Raw genomic sequence first — 21,479 nt, 5'->3', positions numbered from 1 at the left:
GATTACTGATTTCTTCTCGCTTGAGATATTTAACAACCCCCCCCCGACACGCCCCCCGCGCCCCCCCCCCCGCCGCGGCCCCCCCCCCCCGCCCCCCCCCCCCCCCCCCCGATTCCGGCCGCGGCCGCCGCGGCGCCTGCGCCGATGAGGCGGCGCTTTGCCGAACGCCGGTGACGTACTGCCTGAGATGCCACTCTTGTACCCCTTCCAGGGCTGCCATGGACTCCACGGCAGCGAGGCCGTCCCCTACGGCGGCTCAGTAGGTACAGCGCCGTTGCGTGCGTACACGTCACACGAGCAACACAGGCCGCCCCCGCCTGTTGACCTCAGTACCGGTAGCCGGACCAATGCGGATCCGCCCAGCGGACTTCACCGGTGAGGCCCAGCAGGCGTATCCGCTGGAGCAGTTCGTCAGGAGCGCCGTGGGCCCGGAGACGGGTGGGCAATGGGTGCCGGTCTGGGCCGAGGCGCGTCTTGACCTTGATGCCGAGGGACTGCAGCACAATGAAGTGGTCGGCTTCGTCGCGTACGGCGGCGTCGGACCGCGTATGCCTGCTCGCGCAGCCACTGCCGTGTCGTGGCCGTCTGGCCTTGGCACTCGGCCTTGGTGTACGCGGACCAGTCCGCCGATGCCCAGCCGCAGGTCGACAAAGCGGCGTAACCGCTCCCCCACGTGCCGGACTCATCCAGCACGCTGCGGACTCTGTGCGGACCGCAAAGGCCGCCCAACCCGCTCCGCCGCAGGTCAGACGGCCTTTCGCCGGACGTTCGGACGTCTTAGACGTTGAACCGGAACTCCATCACAAGGCTGTGACCTGCGGAAATACAGGCACATCCCAGCACCATCCCAGCACGGGATGCGCGACAAAGTACAAGAAGACCGAAGATCGCCAACGCTACACGGCAGCGCCCGCACATACCTGAAGTCTGCGGAACTTCTACGAGCGCCACATCAGGCTGACGCCACCGCACCGAACCTCGCAGAGCAGCACAGCGATCGCGCTCACTCGCGGTCTTCCCGGATGCCAGCGGCCAGCTCCGCCGCCTGGCCGCCGCCCAGAATGTACGTCCAGACCTCGAGGCCGGCGCGAGCGTCCACAGGTCCCGTATACCCCCGGTTTGGTGGGGCATAGTCAGAAGCTTCCGCGCTGTCGCAGGTCAGCCTGCATAGCCCAGCGGATGGAGCAGGCGCCTTCTAAGACGTCGTTTCCTTTGGGTCGCCGGGTCGTTGTGCTGTGCATGACGGGCTTGGTTGAGCGGTTGGCGCCAGACGAGTTGTGGGTGTTGTTCCGGCGGGTGGTGCCCGAGACTGTGGTCGTGCGCCCGCAGGGCGGTGGCCGTCGCCGGGCCGGTGATCGCGAAGTGCTCGCGGCAATCGTGTTCGTGGCGACGACCGGGTGCACCTGGCGGCAGTTGCCGCCGGTGTTCGGCCCGGCCTGGCCGACGGTCTACCGTCGCTTCGCCCAGTGGTCGCAGGCCCGGGTGTGGGCCCGGCTGCACCGCGTGATCCTGGATGAACTCGGCGCTGCCGGCGAGCTGGACTGGTCGCGGTGCGCGATCGACTCCGTCAGCATCCGGGCTCTCAAAGGGGGCCTCTGACGGGACCGAATCCGACCGACCGTGGCAAGAAGGGATCGAAAATCCACCTTCTCGTCGACCGCAATGGCCTGCCGGTCTCCGTCGCGATCTCCGCGGCCAACACCCACGACAGTCTCGCACTGCAGCCGCTCGTCCGGGGCGTACCGCCCGTCCGCAGCCGACGAGGGCCACGTCGCCGCAAGCCCGCACGACTTCACGCAGACAAGGTCTACGACTACGACCACCTGCGACGATGGCTCCGCAGCAAGGGCATCGTCCCCCGCATCGCCCGCCGCGGCATCGAATCGTCCCAGCACCTCGGCCGACACCGCTGGGTCGTCGAACGGACCATGTCCTGGCTGTCCGGCTGCCGACGGCTGCACCGCCGCTACGAGCGCAAAGCCGAGCAATTCCTCGCCTTCACCGCCATCGCTACCAGCCTGATCAACTATCGCCGCCTCACCAAGTGAAACGACGTCTAAGCGCTTGGCCGCAGGTTCGAGTCCTGCCGGGGGCACCCCAAACATGGCTGGTCAGGGCTCTCTCGGACCGCTAGCGGAGAAACGGTGCGCGCGGTACTGCGCCGTTCGTTCAGAGCGTTGGATTCCGTGCTCCGGAGAGGGGCAACGTGGATCAGCTCGGCATTCAGCTGGCCGAAGTGAGACGCGCTAGGCCCCCCTTCTCCAGCTCGTGCACCACCAGCTCCTCCATCACGTGTCGCTCCCTGGCGGAGGCGTAGGCGAGGTCGTGCAGGGCAGCAGCACGCCTGGCGAAGTCCCGCCTCACCGCATCGGTCGGCCAGGGGATCTTGTAACGGGAAAAGTCCTTAAGCCTCATCGCGCGGGCTTGCTCGCCCTGCGTAACGGCCGTCAACTCCTGCCTCCGGTAACGCAGCGAATGCAACAACCACATCCGATCGACCTCTGACTCCGTGTAAATCGCGAGCGTCCGCCGACCTGGCACTACCGGGGTAGTGGTGAGCACGGTCCGCACCTCCCCGGGACGGGGCGCGATCAAGAGGCTGCCGGACGGGCATACAACCTCCGCTTGCGCCACGGTGCGTGAAGTCACTGCACCCAGATGTACCGTCCTGCAGTTCAGTACTTCGCGGGGAGACACCCACGGCATAGCCGACTGCTCGCTGTCCGGCAGAGACTGTGCCACACCAGCCGTAACCTGACACACTTCGCCCACTGCACGCTCGGCAGCCGGACCTTGCCCGCACGTCTGCAGCGCCTCCACGAAATGCGCATCCGCTAGTCCCGTCGCGCAAGACACGATCCGGGTGTTCAACGCATTCTTGCGCTCAGCAAGCGTGATCAGCGAAAGCAGCCTCTCCCGCACCGGCGCTGGAGGCACTGGCACGGGAAGCCGGTTGAGTGCCTGCAGAGGCAAGGTCATGTGCTCGGCGTTCGACGAGGACAGCGTGAGATAGCTGTGGCTCTGCGAGGTCTTCAGCCACCATCGAAGCCACCGATCCCATTTTTGGGCGCGGCCCTCTGGTGTCCAGCGGACGACCGCGAGCGACCTGGCGACATTCCACCCTGCGTGCTCTTCCCCTGCAACTGCTGCCTCCCCCACACGCCCCACGAGCACGACAAGGAGGTCCCCAGACCTCAGCGTGCTGCGTGGGTGGCGTCTGGCCACATCGGGAGGCACAAATGTGAACTCCTGGACGTGCACACCTCCCTCGACAATCTCTGTGGCGCGGATCATAGGGATTCCGCCTGATGCCTTCTCCTGTCGCGCAATTCCGTAGGCGGCGTACTCGACCCCAGGGAACTCCCGCAACTCAGCGACGGGCCACGGAGTGGGGACATCATCCGATTCTGTAGTCATGCCTGCTCTCCAGGGCATCACGGACTCGGTTCCTGGCTGCGGCGCTACGATCCATGCACTCATACAGCTCGGCCTTCCGGTTCCGGTCTCCGTCGCTTGAATGCAACTGCGCGGTGCGCCCGTTCCATACGTAGCGTGCGGGAGTCAGGTCGAAACCCGCATCAGCGATTTCCTCAAGACTCGCCGCACGGCACCATGGCGCGGATTCAGGAGCGCCCCCGTCCTCGCAGCGCCGGAGGCCCTGCCACTCACCGACGATCTGCAGAAGGCGCTCGACCGAGCCCTGGTCGAAAATACGCCGTGACCCGTCCCTCGCTGTCGGCAGTTTCCCTGCGTCCGCGAACAGGACCCGATGGGTGTTCGGCCGCTCCCCTCTGGCGAGCAGCCACAGCGCCATGCTTGTGCTGGTGTGTGGAAAGAGCCATGCCGGCAAAGCCACGACGCCTACAACCAGACCGTTTTCGAGCAACCTGCGACGGATCAGTCTGTCGGTGCTATTGCTGCTGTGGGCTGCTCCGGGGGAGAGCAGGACAACGGCCCGCCCTTGCGGCGTCAGGTCGGCAAGAATGTGCTGGACCCAGGCGAAGTTCGCGTTGCCCGACCGTGGCACCTCCAGGGTCCACCGTCTGTCGTCCTTGAGTTCGCCATGCCCCCAATCTCGCAAGTTCACAGGAGGGTTGGCGAGGATCACGTCGGCCGGTTCCGGCGACGTCCCAGCCCGGAGGCTGTCAGCTTCTCCCTTGCCGAGGTCGGCATGGAATCCGTGCAGGGCAAGGTTGACGGCCGCAGCATAGCGTGCCGTCGGATCGAGATCCGCTCCGGACAAGCGCACCTCCCCACCTTGCGTTCGAGCCCGGTAGGCGGCGGCTCGCAGTAGTCGCCCGCTTCCGCACACCGGGTCCCGAACCACCTCTCCTCCTCGGGGAGCGGCCAGTCCTGCGAAGAGGTACGCCAGATCATTCGGCGTGAAGTAATCATCGCCGCGCGAATAGCGCGTCGAGTACATGTCGAGCAACACATCGAAGAGCCCCACGTCGGGCTCCAGCCGCCGAACCTCCACGATCAGCTCGTGGAGAGCCGGATCGATGAGTTCGAAGGGGCGGCTCACGCCTTCGTCGCGGCACGCGGGCAGGTTGTAGGTACGAGCGACGGGCGTACGCGGCCAGATCGCATTCAGCATCGCACCCGCGGACCCCGAGCCGGGTCGCCACGGGCGCCCCGCCTCCACTGCTGCTCCATGGCTGGACCAGCAGTGGAGGTAGACCACTTGAAAGGCGAGTCGGTACGTCGTCTCGGCATCAGTCGTGCTGCGCAGCCTCTCAACGGCCAGTAGCACTCGCCGGTACTTCAGGCGCCCCAGCTCGCTCCCTCGCTCCTTCGGGATCACGACGACATCAGCCACGTAACAGTGGCCAGTCCGATGAGCATGGCGACTCCACAGGCACCACCGCCGTACTTGACAGCCGTGACGATCTTCCCCGCGCCCGCAAACTCGAGAATGCCGGCCACGAGCCCCACCACCACAGACGCCAGGACGACCACCATCAACAGCAGCGCTCTCTGCGACATGCCCTAACTCCCCCAGACTTCTCTGCCGTTCTGCGGACCGTTCCGCGGACTCGAAAGTAGCGGCCGGGCGCCCCCCGCGTCGCGCAGCACTGGAATTTGCTTTTGAGCAAGGGGAGCGGATACGTCCGATGCCGGTCTCAACACGGGGCATCCAACCGGGCAGAGAATCGCCGCGCCAAGCAAGCGCTGTGCCGGGGCGAGGAGCCATACGGACGAGGGCTATGCGTCGGCGGCCGAGCCGTCCTGGGACCACTTGTCGGCGAAGTGTTCCATCTGGCGGATCACCAGGTCGATCGCTTCCTTGGACTGCTCCGGCGGGTAGCCGTGGCGGGCCAGGAGGCGCCTGATGGTGGCGCGGAGCCTGGCCCGGACCGGTTCGCGGGCGATCCAGTCCTTCTTGAGGTTCTTGCGGACCTGGACCACAAGGTCCCGGGCGATACCGGAGAGGACCTCGTCGCCCATGAGGTCGCGGGCGCTGCCGAGGTCGGCGACCGCGTCGTAGAAGGCGAGTTCGTCGTTCCCCAGCGGCGGGGTGAACTTCTCACCTCGCCGGGCGTCTTCCGCGACCGTCTTGGCCAGTTCCACCAGCTGGGCGATGATCTCGGCGCTGGTGAGCTGCTGACGCATGTAGCGCGTCATCAGGTCCTGGAGGCGCTCCGAGAACGCGGTCTGGCGGACGATGTTGTGCCGGGTCTGCTCGCGCATCTTCTGCTCGACGAGGCGACGCAGGGCTTCGGCTGCCAGGTGCGGGGTTTCACTATTCTGCAGGCGGCCGACGAGGGCGTCGTTGAGGTGGGTGAGGTCGGCCTTGTCCAGTCCAGCCTCGGAGAAGAGGTCGGTGACGCCGCCGGTCTCGACGACGGCGGAGGTGAGCTGGGAGAGATAGAGAGCGACGTCGCGGGCGACCGGCAGACCCTGGGCCTCACGGTCCATGGCGTCGAGCTTCGCCATGTACGTACGGACCTCGACCAGGAACTGGATGTCGCGCTTCCAGTACGGCTGGTCGGTGAACCGGGAGGAGATGTCGGCGGAGGAGCCAGCCAGGGCGAAGAAGCGTTCCAGGCGGTAGCCGTGTTCGCGGAAGCGGCGGCTGAGGGCCTGGTTCGGGTCGTCGAGCTGGTCGGGGTTGTTGCCCGGGGTGGCGGGGCTTCGGAGGTACTCGGCCGTGGTGTAGGCCGCCTTGACGAAGGACTTCGGGTCGGGGCGGGAGAGGCGTTCGCGCCAGTTCCAGCCGAGGAGCATCTGATCGAGGATGTCGTACTCGTTGCGGAGTTCGTCCAGGGCGCGGTCGATGTCCTGGCCGAGGGTCCGGTCGGCCTGGTCGTCGGCGGAGTACTCGGCGATGGCCTTCTGGAGGTTCTCGGTGAGGGGGGCGTAGCCGACGAGGAGGCCGTCCTCCTTCTTGCGGAAGCGGCGGTTGACGCGGGCGAGGGCCTGCATCAGGCCGGCGCCGCGCAGCGGCCGGTCCAGGTACATGGTGTGGATGGACGGTGCGTCGAAGCCGGTCAGGAGCATGTTGTTGACGATGAGGAGCTGGAGTTCATCCTCGGGGTCCTTGGCACGGTTGATGACGGCCTTGCGCTGGGAGTCGCGCAGGGCGTGGGCGCGCAGTTCCTTGTTGTCCTTGCGGGAGTCCGAGGAGTAGACGATCTTCATGGCGCCGGTGGTGGGGTCGTCCGTGTGCCAGTCGGGGCGCAGTTCCCGCAGGGCGTCGTAGACGCGGACGCAGATCTCTCGCGTGGCGCAGACGAGCATCGCCTTGCCGGGAGCGCCGCCGGGCGCACCGCCGGCGTCCGCGACGAACGGGAGCATCGCCCCACGGCGTGCTTCCCAGTGTTCGACCAGGTCCTGGGTCAGGTCGCGTATCCGGGCGGGGGCGCCGTACATGGCGTTCATGGTGGCGACGGCCTGCTCGACGCGGGTGCGCTCGGTGTCGTCCAGGCCGTCGGTGATGCGGTCGGCCTCGGTGTCGATGGTGGTGGGGTCGATGTCGTGGTCGAGGACGAGCTGGACGACGCGGCTCTCGTGGTAGACCTTCACGGTCGCGCCGTCGTCGGCGGCCCGCTTGAGGTCGTAGGTGTCGATGTAGTCGCCGAAGACCTCGCGGGTGTTGCGGTCGGCCTCGGAGATCGGGGTGCCGGTGAAGGCGAGGAGCGTGGCGTGCGGGAGCGCGTCGCGCAGGTGGCGGGCGTAGCCGTCGAGGTGGTCGTAGTGGCTGCGGTGGGCCTCGTCTACCACGACGACGATGTTGCGCCGCTCGGAGAGGAGCGGGTGGTCGGTCCCGGACTCCTTCTCCTGCTTGGTACGGCCGAACTTCTGCAGAGTGGTGAAGAGGATGCCGCCGGTGCGCTTGGCGGCGAGCTCTTCGCGGAGTGCGGCGCGGTTGAGGAACTGGTGGGGCTGTTCCGGGAGGACCTCGCTCTCCTTGAACGTGTCGAAGAGCTGGTCGTCGAGGTCGGTGCGGTCGGTGACGACCACCACGGTGGGGTTGTGCAGGGCTGGGTCGCGCATGACGAGGTTGGTGGTCAGCACCATCTCCTCGGACTTGCCCGAGCCCTGGGTGTGCCAGACCACGCCGGCCTTGCCGTCGGTCGCGGCGGCGCGGCGCACGGCGTCGGCGGCGCGGGTGACCGCGAAGTACTGGTGCGGCTTCGCGATCCGCTTCATGCGCTTGGCGGGCACGAAGTTGGTGAAGGACCGGACAAGGGCGAGGAAGCGGGGCTGGGTGAACAGGCCGTGCAGGGCGAGGTCCTGGCCGGTCGGGATGTCGGCATCGGCGTGGACGGCGGCAGCGTCCACGGTGTCCACGCGGGCGCCGAACTCGTCGGTGTTCCACGGGGCGAAGTGCTCGTACGGGGTGAAGGGGGTGCCGTACTTCGCGGTGATCCCGTCGGAGAGCAGCACGACCGCGTTGTAGCGGAAGGCGGTCGGGAACTCCTCGACGTAGTGCCGGATCTGGGTGTGCGCGGCGGCGAGAGTGGCGTTCGGGTCGCCGGCCCGCTTGAGCTCGATGACGGCGAGCGGAAGCCCGTTGACGTACAGAACGAGGTCGAAGCGGCGGTTGCGCTCACCGTTGATCACGGTCACCTGGCGGACGGCGCGGTACGTGTTCGCGTCCGCGTGCTCCAGGTCGACGATCCGGACGGTCGGCGTGTGCTCGGCGCCGAGCGCGTCGGTGTACGTGACGGAGTGGACGCCGTCGGTCAGGTAGCCGTGCGCGGTCCGGTTCTCCTCGTACGTGTCCTGGGAGGTCGGGGTCGCGGCGGTCGCGAGGGCCTCACGGACGGCCTCCGGGGGGAGGGCGGGGTTGAGCCGCTCGATGGCCTCGCGGAGATCGGAGTACAGGATCAGGTCGTCCCACGAACGGCGGTGACCGGAACCGGGCGCGAGCTCATTGCCCTCGGCCTTCGGCCAGTCGAGCTCCAGGAGCTCTTCGAGGGCGAGGAACTCCCAGTCGATTTCGAGGGGGCGGAAGTTGTCGGGGGTGCGGGTGTCGGGGGTGTCACTGCCGCCGTTGTCGTTCCCGTGCGTGGTCATACGTGGTCCTCGACAATCTTCTCGGCGTCCTTGACGCGGATGCGGCCGGACATGAGTTGGGGAAGGAGGGTGTCGCGGAGAGCAGCGAGAGTGCGGGACTCGCTCTCCAGAGATTTCATGTGCGCAAAAGCGGCGGAGGCTTCCTTTCCGAACGCCGCGAGCTGCTCGGCATCGGGGGCCATCACCGTGTAGTTCGAAGCATCTGCCGCACTGACCCGTTGACGCCCAGACGAGCCAACCATGTTCCGGATAGCGTGTTCACGGAACCGAGAGTCGCGAGCCAGAAAATAGCTCAGCTCGCTCGGGACTCCCGGAAGGGACCGCAGCACGATGAACTCGGTAGACCCGAGCCCGATCTCTCCGTCCTCCATGAAGTCGACGTAGCCGGTCTTACCGTTCTCCAAGCAAGGAGTGATACGCGCCATGAGCGTGTCACCATTCATGAAACGAGGGCCAGATTTCGGCTCACGCCGAGCCCAAGACGGAATTCCAGCGCGATTCGTCTGAAGCGCCGCCATGTCCACATATACCGGCTCAGCAGCGACAGGCTTGCCGAGCTTCGGACCGAAAGTGATGAGATCCGTAATCGGGATCACCGAGTCACCGTCCGGATCGTCACCAAGACCTAGCTCAACGAACCGGCACTGGAGCAGCCGCTCGTAGGTGGCCGCAATGCGCTCATTGACGGCAATCTTGTCGTCCAGCGCCCCTAGCATTTTCGCGATCGACTGCTGGTGAGCAAGCGGCGGACAGAGCACTTCCACCTTCCGGAGTTGCGTCAGGTTGAAACCTGGCACAGAGCTGCCAATCGACGCCCCCTGAACCTGTGCGACAGCACCAGGGGATGACAGGGCGTAGTACAGGAAGAGGGAATCCACCCTTCCGGGGTCAGGCGTAAGCTTCATCTGCTTATTCGACACGATGTATCGATCGAACCTTGCCCGCTCATCAACTAGGCCAATTTGCCCAATCGTGCCCCAGCAGGTGAAAATAAGGTCTCCGCGACGAGCCACACTCCGCGGAAATTCTTCCGCCTTGGACTCCTCAACAAATACAATCCCAGGGTCGATCAGACGCTCGCCCACATCAAGACTCAAGTTACTTCCACGAACGACTGGGACACCTTCTTCACGAAAGAAGCGAGACCCAATAGCCGAACCGAACGGCCCCGTCGCAAGGGAATACTTTCCAGGTGCCGCAAGGTCTTCGATCTTCAGCTTCTTCCATTCAGTCATTGATCTTCTCCAACTGCTCGCGCACCGTCTTCGCCAGCTCGTCCGACTTGTCGAACAGCTCGTACAGCTCCCCCGTCAGCCGCGCGATCTTCTCTGCGACCGCCTCGGCGTCCTCTTCCTCCGCCTCAGCCGCCCCGACGTACCGCCCAGGCGTCAGCACGTACCCATGCCCCTGAACCGCCTTCAGGTCCGCGCTCGCGCAGAATCCCGGCACGTCCGCGTACGACTCCCCCGCATCCTTCGCACTCGTCGTCCCCCGCCACGCGTGGTACGTCCCCGCGATCTTCGCGAGATCGGCCTCCGTCAGCACCCGCTCAGTTCGGTCGACCATCTCGCCCATGTCCCGGGCGTCAATGAACAGAATCTCGCCCCGACGATCCGCAGCAGCAGCCTTCTGCCCCTTCACGCCCCCCGGCGACTTGTCCTTCGCCAGGAACCACAAACAAGCCGGAATCGCCGTCGTCCGGAACAGCTGTGCCGGCAGCGCGACCATGCACGCCACCATGTCCCCGTCCACCAGCGCCTGCCGGATCTCCCCCTCTCCGCTCTGCTGACTGCTCATCGAGCCATTGGCGAGGACAACACCCGCCGTCCCCCGCTCCCCCAGCTTGCTGATCATGTGCTGAAGCCAGGCGTAGTTGGCGTTGGACTTCGGTGGGACGCCGTACTTCCACCGCGTATCCGACTCGTTGCGCGCCCAGTCCTTGATGTTGAAGGGCGGGTTGGCCATGACGTAGTCGGCCTTGAGGTCCGGGTGCTTGTCGTCGGCGAAGGTGTCGCCCCAGCGGGCGGCAAGGTTGCCGTCGATGCCGTGGATGGCAAGGTTCATCTTGGCCAGGCGCCAGGTGCGTTCGTTGAGTTCCTGGCCGTAGACGGAGATGTCGGCCTTGTGGCCGCGGCCACGGTGGGCCTCGATGAACTTGGCGGCCTGGACGAACATGCCGCCGGAGCCGCAGGCCGGGTCGTACACGCGGCCCTCGTACGGTTCCAGGACCTCCACCAGGAGGCGGACGACGCTGCTCGGGGTGTAGAACTCGCCGCCCCGCTTGCCTTCCGCGCGGGCGAAGTTGCCGAGGAAGTACTCGTAGACCTCGCCGAGGACGTCCTGGGCGGGCTTGTCGTCGTTGCCGCCGAAGCGGGCGTCGGTGATGAGGTCGACGAGTTCGGCCAGGCGCTTCTTGTCGACGTTGTCCTTGTTGAAGATCTTGGGGAGGACGCCGGTCAGCGACGGGTTGGCCTTCATGATGGCGTCCATCGCCTGGTCAAGGACCTCGCCGACGTTGCCGCTCTTGGCGTTGGCAGAGATCGAGGACCAGCGGGCGCTCTCGGGGACCCAGAAGACGTGGTGCCCGGTGTACTCGTCCTGGTCCTCCAGGAACTCATCCAGGCGGTCCTCGGCGATGCCTTCCTCCGCGAGTTCCTTGGCGAGCTGTTCGCGGCGCTCCTCGAAAGCGTCGGAGACGTACTTGAGGAAGATCAGGCCGAGGACGAACTCCTTGTACTGGTTGGCGTCCATGGAGCCGCGCAGCTTGTCGGCGGCCTTCCAAAGGATGGCCTGGATCTCCTTGGGCGTGGAGGCAGTGAACAGCTCCGCCTGGTCGGCGGGCTTCTTCTTCCGGGGCGGCATGGGCGCTCAGGTCTCCTTCAAGAGTCGGACGAGAGATCAGACGAGAGGGGGTTCGGTGAGGGTCAGGGTGCCGTCGACGAGGCCGGCGGCGGTCAGGGAGGTCAGGTCGTCGAGGGCCGCCGCGTGCTGTCGCAGCAGGGCCGTGCGGCGGGCGATGTCGGACAGAAGGGCGTCATAACGCTCGGCCTCGTCGTCGGGGAGGTCTGGGATGAGGAGGTCTTCTATACGGCGGGCGGAGCGGACCGCGCCGCTCACCCGCCGGTGTTCGGTGGCCGCCGAGCGCAGGAGCGCCGCCAGGACGCGAGGCCGTACGGGATGCTCGGCGTCGGACCGTGCGCGCAGGAGGCGGGCGGGGAAGGCCACCACCGACAGGCCCTCGTCGTCGACATACGCGCCGAAGCTCGGGGTGGCGGTGACGACGATGTCGCCGGGTTCGGTGAAGTAGGCGTGCTCGTAAGTGTTGAGGAGTATGGCGCGGTCGATGCGGTGACTGTCGACCGGCGCACTGCCGGTGATCTCGGCCGGGGTGAGGACCGTGTAGTGGCCCGCGCCGCCGGTGAGGAGGTGTTCGGCGGCGATGCGGTGGCCGGGCAGTCGGCGCAGGCGGCGGTCCTTGAGCAGGCGGGCCACGGTGGTGCGGCGGGCCGGCTGGTCGTCGGGGCGCAGGACGGCGTTGGCGCGGATCGTGGGCGCGTGATCGAGTGCGCTACGGGTGGCGTCGATCAGCTGCTGAAGCCGGAGTTCGGTCTCGGAGATGCGGGCCGGGCGTTCGACGACGGTGCGGGTGTAGCGGTCGGCGGGCGGGCGGTGCTGCGGGGTGAACGCGGCACCGGGTGCGCTGGTCAGCGCGGTGGCCCGGACGACGGCGGCGTTGCGCGGTTCGTGGCGGCTGTCCGCCCGCCAGCCGGCGTCGCGGAAGATGTCGATGTCTTCGGCCAGCGCGTCCAGGGTCTGCGGGGTGAGGTTGCGTGAGGAGAGGTCGGCGAGGAGGACTTGGCCGGTGCGCTTGTCTTCGGGGGTGCGGTGCAGGATCCAGATCGCGGTGCGGTGGGCCGGGCGGAAGGGGAGTACGCCTTCGGGGAGGCTGATCGCGGCCTTGAGGAGGTGCTGTTCCAGGAAGTCCCGGCGCAGACGGTCCGCTTCCCCGCGTGCGGGCAGGGGCCGGACGAGCGCGTCGGCCGGTCCCAGGACGACGGCCGTGCGGTCCTCGGCGAGGAGGTCGGTGAGGTCCTGCAGGCTCTTCAGGACGGCGAGCGGGCTTCGGGTCTCGGCCGCCTCGTAAGGGAGGTAGCAGGCGATGACGTGCGGGTTTCCCCAGTCTTCCGTGGCCAGTTCCTCGCCGTCGGCAAGGTCCATCTCGAATTCCTGGACGCCCTGTGCCATGAGGCGGCGGCGGGCCAGCCGGGCCAGGTCCGGCATCGGGTCCGCGGAGAGGAAGAAAGGCGAATCCTCGGCATCGGACACGGATTCGCGCAGGGCGACTAGTAGATCGCCGCTCCGGGGATGGAGGACGGCGGCCGTTGCCCCTTCTTCGCGTTCGTTCAGTCGCGCGAGGCCGGTCAGGCGGGCCATCGTCCGGCTCACCGGCGGAATCGGTTCCTCGGCGGCGAGGTCGTCGCAGCCCAGGCGGCGGCGTGCGTCCATGACCCGTTCGAGCGCTTCGGCCGGGGTGTAGGCGGCCTCGGTGAGCTGGTCGGCGAGCACGGCGAGCAGGGGGCCCTGCCGTTCGGCGTCCGGCAGTTCGCGCAGCTCTCTTCGGAGGAAGGTGTCGTCGAAGTCGGTCTCGGCGGCACGCTCCAGGATCGCCTGCCAGGGCAGGTCGGAGAGCGGTTCGTCGAGGAGCTGACGCAGGCAGAGCAGCGCGGTCACCGTGTCGACCAGCGTGCGAGCGGGGATCGCGCGCCGCCAGGCAGACAGGGTGTGCAGCACAAGCTCCGCCCGGATCTGGCCGGCGTCGGCATTGCCGCGGCCGGTGGACAGAAGCCATTCGGCGACTTCACGGCCGTCGAAGAGCGGGCTGGCCCCCTCGTAAGCGACGGGCTCGGGGAAATCCGCGTGCCGACGGGCCCAGGTGGTGACGACGGGACGTTGGACCTGGGCCAAGGTCCCGATTTCGGCGTAACTGATCCGCCAGGAGATCTCCTCGGGCAGGATGGGAGCGGTTGCTTCACGTGTGCCGGCCATGCGGTTCCGCTCCCTTCGTGACGACTGCCTCGTGCTCTCGGTCGAGAACGTTTCTCCCAGTGCACCTCACACGCTACCGCCAGTCGAGCTCTCAGCTTCGCCAGCGGTTGATAACCAGGGTTATCAGGTTCTCGAACCATTTCACCTCCAATCTTCTGGCACCTTCGTCACCATCACCCCGGCACCACCCGCCGGGACGCCAACCCCATACGAGTCCGACCGCACCGGCGTCCTCATCGCCGCACCTCTGCTCCCTTGCCGGGCACTCACCCCTGTCCGCCTCGACACCACCCGTCCCGTAAGGCCGCTCGTGTTACCGAACCGCACCGCAACCTCGCCCCAGGAGACCTCTGTGTCCAGCACCGCGTCGAAGCGCACCCTGTACCGCCTGACCCACGTCAAGGCGACCCCTGAGTCGATGCTCGAAGCCCTCGACGTCGGCGCCCTCGACACCCTGGACGCGGTCGTGCGCGACGTCAGCGATCACATGGGAGTTCCCGCCCTCGCGGTGTCCTTCGCCGTAGCGAAGGAGGAAGCCGCCTGGGGCAAGGATGTCCTCCGGCTCGCCGCCGAATCGGACCTGCTGCAGAGCGAGCAGCGCACCGGCGCACTGCTCGTGCTCGCCGTCGACGACGTGGTGTACGCGATCGGCTTCGACCAGGGCTACCGGCTTCTCCCCGCCCAGCTCAAGGACGCGCACTTCGGTCTGTCCTTCGGTATCCGCGCCATCAACCCGCGTCAGGTGCGGGACTTCACCGCCAGCGTCCTCGGCCAGGCGCGCATCGACAGTTCCCTGATCCATGCCGGCGCCTCCGTACCGGCACTCGGACTCCGGGACCACGGGCGGATCATCCGCCACCTCGGCGGCTACCTCGACGAAGTCGACCTCACCGCAGGGAGCGGCACCAGGAACGGGGCCATGACCGCGGAGGGCGGCATCGGTCTCCGTATCAAACTCGGCACCACCCCCGCCACACTGATCAAGGACATCCGCGCCATCGCCGCGATCTGCGAGCACGTCGTTCCCCACCCCGACCTGGCCTTCGTCGAGCACATCACCGCGGTCAAGGACCCTTCCCTCATCGACGCGCTCGACGCAGAACTGGACGCCACGCTCGGCCGTCCCGCAGACGGCCGGATCATCACCGCCGTCCCCTTCTCCCAGAGCACCGACCTGCCCCGGTCCACCGCCTGCACCATCAAGATCGGGTCCTGCCCGCCCCACCTCCGGGACGAGTTCAGTCTCGACTACGTCCTGGAGCGGGCCCGTGTGATCAAGGCAGGCGCCCGCGTCACGGCGCTCCGGCAGGGCACCGTCGAACTGTTTCGTGACACGCTCTCCGCACGGACCGCGCTCGCCCCGCGCACCGCCTCCCTGGAAGCCCTTTCCAAGGAAACCGCCATGAAGTGGATCGAGGCCACCTTCTCCCTCAGCTCCCGCACGTTCTGTCTGCTCGACGGTGAGTGGTACGAGCTCGGGGCGGGCTACCTGCGCAACGTCAACGAGACCGTGGCTCCCCTGTTCCCCGACGCGCCCTCCGTCGATCTCCCCCGCTGGCCGCTCGCCGAGAAGCTCAACAGGAAGGGTATGCGCGTGATGCGTCCCGTAGACGAAGGCGACTACAACAAGCTGGCCGCCCAGGCCCGTCGCGGCTGGGTCTGCCTGGACAAGAAGAATGTCCACAACCCCTTTCGGGCAAGCAATTCCGTCGAGATCTGCGACCTGTTCACCGAGGACGACACTCTTGTCCTCGTGAAGCCCGCGCACTCCTCGAGCCCGCTGAGTCACCTGTTCAGCCAGGCGCGCGTCTCCGTTGAGCTCCTCTTCGAGAACGCGGCCGTACGCGCGGAGTTCGCCCGGTCCGTACACGTCAACAGCGATCCGGCCCGCAGCACCCCGAGGACTTCACCCCGCGCCGCGTCGTCTTCGCGATCCTTCTGAAGGACGGAGCCAAGCTCACGCCGGACTCCCTCTTCCCGTTCTCCGCCATCACCCTGACCCAGACCGCGAAGGCCCTCGCCGCTCGCGGCGTGACCATCGAAGTCATCGGCATCGAAAGCGAGTCGGCCCAGTCCGCAATGCTCGACGAGGCTGCATAGCCGCCTGGGCCCGCTCACCACGTGCACCGTTCCCGGAGCCTGGCCGAATCCGCTTCCTTTTGAGCGCACCCCTACCTGCGAGCGGCCGACGCTCCCGCTCGTGCGCCGCATCACCGCCGTCAAGGAGTACCGGAACGGGAGGTCGTACCGGCCAACGTCAACACCGTCGGCTACATTCAAGATCTACCTCGGCAAGACGGCTCCGTCCACGGCGATCTGATTCAGACGCGCACCGCGGCGACCGTCGACAACGTCCACGTACGCCCGATCTCGGGCTCAGCTGCGTTGCACCACGATGTCGGCCCACTGCCCTTCCCGGACGTCCACCCGGCACCCCAAGCCAGTTCAGCCAGATCCCTATCAACGACTCTGAACCCAAGCCGTTTCGCATCAATACCAGGAATAACTACTCTCGCCGTAAACACGCCCTCTACATCTCTCACCCGAACGAGGAGTCCTTTCAACAGCCCAGAATTTCCGCAAGGGCAGCGGGCATCGTCTCCGGGGTCAGTCAGGGCACCCAGGGAACGGCGGGAGGCTACATGGAACAGGCCCTCAACAAGCGGCAGCAGGCCATGCTCGGCTGGGTGGGCCAGGGCTGTCCCGACGGAGTCTGGCCGGACAGCACGTACAAGACCAGCGGACAAGCCCTGCAGAACCGAGGGCTCATCAAGGTCACCAAACGCCGCGGGCATTGGAGCGCCCACCTCACCGAGAAGGGGCGGCAGCATCTCATCGAACGCGGCATCCGCCCCGTGGAGCAGAGCACCCGACCGCCGGAGCGCCCCGCCCGAGAACCGGCACCGCCGCGCCCGCGAGCCGTGCCGAAGGCCCTTGCGAACTACGCGGACCAGCTACTCGATGAACTGGCCGTTGCGAACGACGGCTGTCTCATCAAGCCCATCGAATCCGGCCCGCACGCGGTGAATTGGGCGTCACGGGTCAACGCCGCCCGCAAGTCCGGCAAGATCCCCCACACGCAGGAACTCCACGGATACCGCACCCACCGCGGCTACGAGATCAAGCTGGTCGACATCCCTGCCTGGCGCCTCGCGGAACTCACCCCGCTCCCTGTACCGGCCAGACTCACCAAACCCCATGCCGTCGTGGCCGCCCTCCAAAAGCAGCCGCAGCCCATGGGCCTGACCAAACCCCTCCAGGGCCGAGCCCTGCGCATCATCCAAACCCTCATCGCCGCCACCACAGCCCAAGGCCACAAGGCATCGCTCGGAACCACACAAGGCGCGCCCCCGCCCCATCGGCGCCGCAAGGCACCACCGCACTTCTCCATCACCGCCCAAGGCGAAAGTGTCGGATTCCTCGTCCTCCAAGAACAGGACCGCAGCGAACACGTCCCCACAGACAAGGAACTCGCCGACGCCAAGAAGCACTCATGGATGCGCATCCCCCGCTTCGACTACACCCCCTCCAGCCGCCTACGCTTCATACTCCGCGGCGGCAGCCCGCACCGCGCCAGCGAATGGGCAGATCTCCCCGACCGGCCTCTGGAAGAACAACTCGCCGAGATCGTGCAAGAGGTCGGCCTCCGCGGCGAGGCCGCAGAACGCAAACGCCTTGCAGACCAGCAAGCCAGAGAGGTACAGCAAAAGCGCTGGGAAGCCGCCATGCAGGAAGCCCACGCCGCCTACGCCCACGCCTACCGCGTCAAACACCTCGGAGAACAGGCAGACACCTGGTACCAGGCCAGCCGCCTGACTGAATACGTCGCAGCAGTAGGCGTCCATGCCACATCACTTCCGCCCGGGCAGGAGCGGACCGAGGTCGAGGCGTGGCTCGCGTTCGCGGACGCGCACCTCCAAAACCTCACCGAATCGGCCTCAGCGCCGAAACTTCCCACGCCGCCGAAACCCAGCGGCGACGACCTCAAGCCATTCCTCGGTCACTGGAGCCCCTACGGACCCCGCTCCTACTGAGCCGGACCAAGGGAAATCACACCGCCACGAGCCGGACCCGCTCGCCGCACAGCTTGGCCATGTCGTCAATATCGGAAGTCAGCATGACCACGGGGCGGTGCTGTCGCAGCGCGGCCTCGGCGACGGCCGCATCGATCGCGTACTTGTGTCCGTGCAACCCGGCATTCATCAGCAACTTCGAGGCAGCCCTCGCCTCCTCGTCACCGACCGGGACGACCCGCAGCCCGGAAAGCACCCAGTTCAGGCGTGACTTCTTCGTACGGGCGTGGACGGCCTCGATGATGGTGAGCGCACTGATCACGACCTCCATACCGCGCGAGCGCGCCTCAGCGATCAGAGCCACCACCTGTTCTTCGTCAGCGAGCAGCTTCGAGAGTCCCTCGCTGTCGAGGACGAGCGTCCCCTCGTGACTCAGCCTGCGGCGGGCCACTCGGCCTCCTCGGCGAACACCTCGTCGAAGACCTGCCGCGCCCGCTGACGAGCCGGCTCGGAGACCGGCCCCTTGCGGCTCTCGTAGTCCGCCAGGTACTCGTCCAGGACCTGCCCGCGCAGCTCACGCTCGACCGCCTCGGCGATGAAAGCGGAGAACTCCCGCTTGCCCACCCGAGCCCGGATCGCCTCCGCGGTCCCCTCCGGCAGCGACAAGCTCACCCGCGTCGCTGGCCCTTCCCCGATGCTGTACGTCGCCTCAGCCATGCCCTCGATTGTGTCAAACGAGTAGGAAAAGCGCCACGTCCGCACTACCTTCACAGCTCGGCCAGCGCCCCGCTCACACAAATCCCAGCACGGGCACCCCCATCCCATCCCAACACGATCCCAGCACGGTACGGATGACCAGGGATGACGACAGGTGACGAGGGATCAGCTATCCCAGCACCATCCCAGCACGGGAAAAAACCAAGGGCCCGACCCCGAAGAGTCGGACCCCCTCTGACCTGCATGTTTGCCAGATCAGCGACGTGGTGATATGTCACCCGCTACACGTTGAACCGGAACTCCACCACATCCCCGTCCTGCATCACATAGTCCTTCCCCTCCATGCGGGCCTTGCCGGCCGCGCGGGCGTCGGCTACCGAGCCCGTGGTGACGAGGTCGTCGAAGGAGATGACCTCGGCCTTGATGAAGCCCTTTTGGAAGTCGGTGTGGATGACGCCGGCGGCCTCGGGGGCGGTGGCGCCCTTCTTGATGGTCCAGGCGCGGGATTCCTTGGGGCCGGCCGTGAGGTAGGTCTGAAGGCCGAGGGTGGTGAAGCCGACGCGGGCCAGGGTGGCGAGGCCGGGCTCCTCGGCGCCGACGGACTGGAGGAGTTCCATGGCGTCCTCCTCGTCCAGCTCGGCGAGGTCGGCCTCCAGCTTGGCGTTGAGGAAGATCGCCTCGGCGGGGGCGACCAGGGCGCGCTGCTCCACCTTGAACGCCTCGTCGGTCAGCTCGTCCTCGTCGACGTTGAAGACGTAGAGGAACGGCTTGGTGGTGAGGAGGTGGAGGTCGTGGAGGAGCTCTTCGTTGCCGGAGCCCTGGACGATGCCCTGGGAGAAGAGGGTGTCGCCGCGCTCCAGGATCTCCTTGGCCTCCTCGACGGCCTTGACCTTCGGGGCGATGTCCTTCTTGATGCGCGACTCCTTCTGGAGGCGCGGCAGGACCTTCTCGATGGTCTGGAGGTCGGCGAGGATCAGCTCGGTGTTGATCGTCTCGATGTCGTCGCGGGGCGAGATCTTGCCGTCGACGTGGACGACGTTCTCGTCGACGAAGGCGCGGATGACCTGGCAGATCGCGTCGGACTCGCGGATGTTCGCCAGGAACTTGTTACCCAGGCCCTCGCCCTCGCTGGCGCCGCGGACGATGCCCGCGATGTCGACGAAGTCGACGGTCGCCGGGAGGATCCGCTCCGAGGAGAAGATCTCGGCGAGCTTGGCCAGGCGGGTGTCGGGGACGCCGACGACTCCGACGTTCGGCTCGATGGTGGCGAACGGGTAGTTGGCCGCCAGCACATCGTTCTTGGTCAGGGCGTTGAACAGGGTCGACTTGCCGACGTTGGGCAGTCCGACGATTCCGATCGTGAGCGACACGGTGGCGACATCCCGGGGAGCGAGGCGGTGAGGGCGGACACGGCTCCCGAAGGGGCCGATCCACCAGTTTACGGGGCGTCCGCGGCGGCCCGTCCGGCCCGGTGCCGGCCCCTCGAACGCACCGCCGATGCCGGCCCCTGGCGTGTCCCAAAGCCTGTTAATACCACTTAGCGGCCTACCGTTGGCGGGTGGAGCAACGAGATGCGCGCGCACCCCAGCACCGCCCGTCCGCGAGCGGCGGGCCCTCCGCGGTCCAGGATCCCCGGCTGCCGCGCCCGGCGACCGGGCCGTCCGGCGGCCGGGAACGGTCCGGCTCCGGCCCGGCGGACGCCGAGCGGCGGGCCGCCGGTACCGCGACCGTCTACCGGGCCCGCGGGCCGCGGCCGCTGCCCGCCCGGGCCGCGGCGGTGCTGCGGCGGATGCCCGCGCCGAAACTGACCGGCCTGGGGTGCGGCCTGCTGAGCACCCTCGCGCTGCTCGCCTTCGCCGCCCTCGACGAACTGCTCCTGGACGGCGCGCAGACCCCGTACGGCGTGTTCTTCGTCCTGGTCGCGTTCTGCGCGGGGCTGTGGGTGCGGCCGTACGACCTGATCGCGGCGCCCGTGGCGCTGCCCATCGCGTTCACGCTCGGGGCGGTGCCGATCCAGCACGGCGCCGACGGGTTCGCCGGGCTGCTGATGGGCGTCTTCAGCGTGCTGGCGCTGAACGCGGGCTGGCTCTACGCGGGGACACTGGTCTGTGTGTTCCTCGCGCTGGTGCGCAAGGTGGTGCTCATCGTGCGGCGTCGGGCCAGCCGACCGGCGACGCGACCGGCGCGTCCGGGGAGCCGGCGTCCGGCGGAGCGTCCCGGTGCGGCGGAGGGGCGGGGGCCGGGGCGGGCTCCCGGTAACCGTCCGCGGCAGGTGGCGCCGCAGCCCGAGCGGCCTGTGCAGCCATCGCGGCACCCACGATCCCCGCGTCGTTCCGAAGCCGAGCCGGCACGATCTCGGCCCTGATGCCGTCGAGCAGCGGCAGGAATTTGTCGGCCTTGCGGCTGACCCCGCCGCCGATCACGAACAGCTCGGGCGAGAAGAGCATCTCGACGTGGGCGAGGTAGGTGCGCAGCCGCCGCGCCCAGTGTGACCAGCTCAGTCCCTCGGCCTCCTTGGCGTGGGTGGCGGCGCGGGTCTCGGCGTCGTGGCCGTTCAGCTCCAGATGGCCCAGCTCGGTGTTGGGCACCAGGCGGCCGCCGGTGAAGAGGGCGGAGCCGATGCCGGTGCCGAGGGTGAGGACGATGACGGTGCCACGGTGGCCGCGTCCGGCGCCGTAGCGCATCTCGGCGAGCCCGGCGGCGTCCGCGTCGTTGAGGAGGGTCACCGGGCAGTCGCCGCCGAGGCGTCCGGTGAGCAGCTGGGCGGCGTCGGTGCCGATCCAGCCCTTGTCGACGTTGGCGGCGGTACGGGTGAAACCGTCGGTGATCACGCCGGGGAAGGTGGCGCCGACCGGGCCCGTCCAGCCGAAGTGCGCCACGACCTCGCGGACGCTGTCGGCGACCGCGCCGGGGGTGGCGGGCTGCGGGGTGAGGACCTTGTGGCGCGGCTCGGCCAGCTCGCCGCGCTCCAGGTCGACCGGGGCGCCCTTGATGCCGGATCCGCCGATGTCCACGCCGAAGACCTTCATGGGAAAAGGCTAGGCGCGGTGGGCGCGGAGCGCCCCAGGAACGGGGAACCGGCCGCCGGTACGGGTGTACGGCGGCCGGGTACCCCCCCGGTCGCGGTGTCGGGCCACACCTCTCCCCGGGTCTTTTAAACAACTGTAGCAGCCCACCACA

The 21,479-nt window shown here is 67.5% G+C and carries 14 protein-coding genes and 2 pseudogenes; 4 read left to right on the top strand and 12 right to left on the bottom strand.

Translation table 11 applies throughout. From position 1 onward, the window contains the following. Positions 1-326: 326 nt before the first annotated feature. A complete protein-coding gene (locus ACFWWQ_RS07220; protein ID WP_384591481.1) occupies positions 327-503 on the bottom strand; it encodes a hypothetical protein in 177 nt (58 codons plus the stop codon). A gap of 736 nt (positions 504-1,239) precedes the next feature. Between ACFWWQ_RS07220 and ACFWWQ_RS07215 the strand changes: the two genes are divergently transcribed. Continuing rightward, positions 1,240-2,048 (top strand): IS5 family transposase gene (locus tag ACFWWQ_RS07215; protein WP_384591478.1). Its coding sequence is split into 2 segments (ribosomal slippage): positions 1,240-1,587 and positions 1,590-2,048, totalling 807 coding nucleotides; the frame shifts between segments, so codons are not numbered across the junction. A gap of 175 nt (positions 2,049-2,223) precedes the next feature. On the opposite strand, the gene ACFWWQ_RS07210 is transcribed toward ACFWWQ_RS07215, so the two are convergent. The 7 genes from ACFWWQ_RS07210 to ACFWWQ_RS07180 all read right to left on the bottom strand — a co-directional run bounded on the left by ACFWWQ_RS07210 (position 2,224) and on the right by ACFWWQ_RS07180 (position 13,569). Continuing rightward, complete coding sequence (locus ACFWWQ_RS07210; protein ID WP_384591475.1) at positions 2,224-3,417, bottom strand: hypothetical protein; 1,194 nt, start codon at positions 3,415-3,417, stop codon at positions 2,224-2,226. Further along, entirely contained in the window at positions 3,398-4,597 is a 1,200-nt protein-coding gene (locus ACFWWQ_RS07205) for an N-6 DNA methylase (RefSeq protein ID WP_384591472.1), read from the bottom strand. The genes ACFWWQ_RS07210 and ACFWWQ_RS07205 overlap by 20 nt, the downstream gene beginning before the upstream one ends. A 203-nt stretch (positions 4,598-4,800) precedes the next feature. Next, positions 4,801-4,986 (bottom strand): hypothetical protein, encoded by a 186-nt coding sequence (locus ACFWWQ_RS07200; protein WP_052577077.1) that lies wholly within the window; start codon positions 4,984-4,986, stop codon positions 4,801-4,803. Positions 4,987-5,205: 219 nt separating this feature from the next. Beyond that, positions 5,206-8,523 carry a type I restriction endonuclease subunit R gene (locus tag ACFWWQ_RS07195; RefSeq protein WP_384591468.1) on the bottom strand — a complete coding sequence of 1,106 codons (3,318 nt, stop codon included), beginning with the start codon at positions 8,521-8,523 and terminating at the stop codon, positions 5,206-5,208. Then, entirely contained in the window at positions 8,520-9,758 is a 1,239-nt protein-coding gene (locus ACFWWQ_RS07190; RefSeq protein ID WP_384591465.1) for a restriction endonuclease subunit S, read from the bottom strand. The genes ACFWWQ_RS07195 and ACFWWQ_RS07190 overlap by 4 nt, the downstream gene beginning before the upstream one ends. Continuing rightward, positions 9,751-11,385 (bottom strand): type I restriction-modification system subunit M, encoded by a 1,635-nt coding sequence (locus tag ACFWWQ_RS07185; RefSeq protein ID WP_384591462.1) that lies wholly within the window; start codon positions 11,383-11,385, stop codon positions 9,751-9,753. Before ACFWWQ_RS07185 ends, ACFWWQ_RS07190 begins: the two co-directional genes overlap by 8 nt. A gap of 36 nt (positions 11,386-11,421) precedes the next feature. After that, entirely contained in the window at positions 11,422-13,569 is a 2,148-nt protein-coding gene (locus tag ACFWWQ_RS07180) for a hypothetical protein (RefSeq protein ID WP_384591459.1), read from the bottom strand. On the opposite strand from ACFWWQ_RS07180, the pseudogene ACFWWQ_RS07175 reads away from it, so the two are divergent. Both ACFWWQ_RS07175 and ACFWWQ_RS07170 read left to right on the top strand, forming a co-directional pair. Next, a pseudogene (locus ACFWWQ_RS07175) lies at positions 13,538-15,669 on the top strand (DUF6119 family protein). The gene ACFWWQ_RS07180 and the pseudogene ACFWWQ_RS07175 overlap by 32 nt on opposite strands. 542 nt (positions 15,670-16,211) lie before the next feature. Next, the gene (locus ACFWWQ_RS07170; protein WP_384591456.1) at positions 16,212-17,603 is read left to right on the top strand and encodes a hypothetical protein; all 1,392 of its coding nucleotides are present in this window, start codon (positions 16,212-16,214) and stop codon (positions 17,601-17,603) included. A 16-nt stretch (positions 17,604-17,619) separates the two neighbouring features. On the opposite strand, the gene ACFWWQ_RS07165 is transcribed toward ACFWWQ_RS07170, so the two are convergent. The 3 genes from ACFWWQ_RS07165 to ychF form a co-directional block, all read right to left on the bottom strand. Next, positions 17,620-18,033, bottom strand: coding sequence for a PIN domain-containing protein (locus ACFWWQ_RS07165; RefSeq protein WP_384591453.1), 414 nt, complete (start codon positions 18,031-18,033; stop codon positions 17,620-17,622). Then, positions 18,015-18,299, bottom strand: coding sequence for a hypothetical protein (locus ACFWWQ_RS07160; protein ID WP_028438980.1), 285 nt, complete (start codon positions 18,297-18,299; stop codon positions 18,015-18,017). Before ACFWWQ_RS07160 ends, ACFWWQ_RS07165 begins: the two co-directional genes overlap by 19 nt. A 281-nt stretch (positions 18,300-18,580) precedes the next feature. Further along, entirely contained in the window at positions 18,581-19,669 is a 1,089-nt protein-coding gene (ychF, locus tag ACFWWQ_RS07155; RefSeq protein WP_384591449.1) for a redox-regulated ATPase YchF, read from the bottom strand. Between the two features lie 419 nt (positions 19,670-20,088). On the opposite strand from ychF, the pseudogene ACFWWQ_RS07150 reads away from it, so the two are divergent. Continuing rightward, positions 20,089-20,379: pseudogene (locus tag ACFWWQ_RS07150) on the top strand (DUF6542 domain-containing protein); the annotation flags it as partial. 61 nt (positions 20,380-20,440) lie between these two features. Here the strand turns inward: ACFWWQ_RS07150 and ppgK are convergent. Beyond that, positions 20,441-21,328 carry a polyphosphate--glucose phosphotransferase gene (gene ppgK, locus ACFWWQ_RS07145; RefSeq protein WP_384591446.1) on the bottom strand — a complete coding sequence of 296 codons (888 nt, stop codon included), beginning with the start codon at positions 21,326-21,328 and terminating at the stop codon, positions 20,441-20,443. Between the last annotated feature and the right edge of the window lie 151 nt (positions 21,329-21,479).

The organism is Streptomyces sp. NPDC059080 (genome assembly GCF_042739975.1).
Taxonomy (GTDB): domain Bacteria; phylum Actinomycetota; class Actinomycetes; order Streptomycetales; family Streptomycetaceae; genus Streptomyces; species Streptomyces benahoarensis.
The sequence above is the reverse complement of the archived record's forward strand: the minus strand, read 5'-3'. Positions and strand labels throughout refer to the sequence as shown.

Excerpts from the sequence above, each read along its gene's own strand:
- ACFWWQ_RS07210 (WP_384591475.1), bottom strand. The coding sequence starts at position 3,417 with ATGACTACAGAATCGGATGATGTCCCCACTCCGTGGCCCGTCGCTGAG.
- ACFWWQ_RS07205 (WP_384591472.1), bottom strand. The coding sequence starts at position 4,597 with ATGCTGAATGCGATCTGGCCGCGTACGCCCGTCGCTCGTACCTACAAC.
- ACFWWQ_RS07200 (WP_052577077.1), bottom strand. The coding sequence starts at position 4,986 with ATGTCGCAGAGAGCGCTGCTGTTGATGGTGGTCGTCCTGGCGTCTGTG.
- ACFWWQ_RS07195 (WP_384591468.1), bottom strand. The coding sequence starts at position 8,523 with ATGACCACGCACGGGAACGACAACGGCGGCAGTGACACCCCCGACACC.
- ACFWWQ_RS07190 (WP_384591465.1), bottom strand. The coding sequence starts at position 9,758 with ATGACTGAATGGAAGAAGCTGAAGATCGAAGACCTTGCGGCACCTGGA.
- ACFWWQ_RS07185 (WP_384591462.1), bottom strand. The coding sequence starts at position 11,385 with ATGCCGCCCCGGAAGAAGAAGCCCGCCGACCAGGCGGAGCTGTTCACT.
- ACFWWQ_RS07180 (WP_384591459.1), bottom strand. The coding sequence starts at position 13,569 with ATGGCCGGCACACGTGAAGCAACCGCTCCCATCCTGCCCGAGGAGATC.
- ACFWWQ_RS07170 (WP_384591456.1), top strand. The coding sequence starts at position 16,212 with ATGGAACAGGCCCTCAACAAGCGGCAGCAGGCCATGCTCGGCTGGGTG.
- ACFWWQ_RS07160 (WP_028438980.1), bottom strand. The coding sequence starts at position 18,299 with ATGGCTGAGGCGACGTACAGCATCGGGGAAGGGCCAGCGACGCGGGTG.
- ppgK (WP_384591446.1), bottom strand. The coding sequence starts at position 21,328 with ATGAAGGTCTTCGGCGTGGACATCGGCGGATCCGGCATCAAGGGCGCC.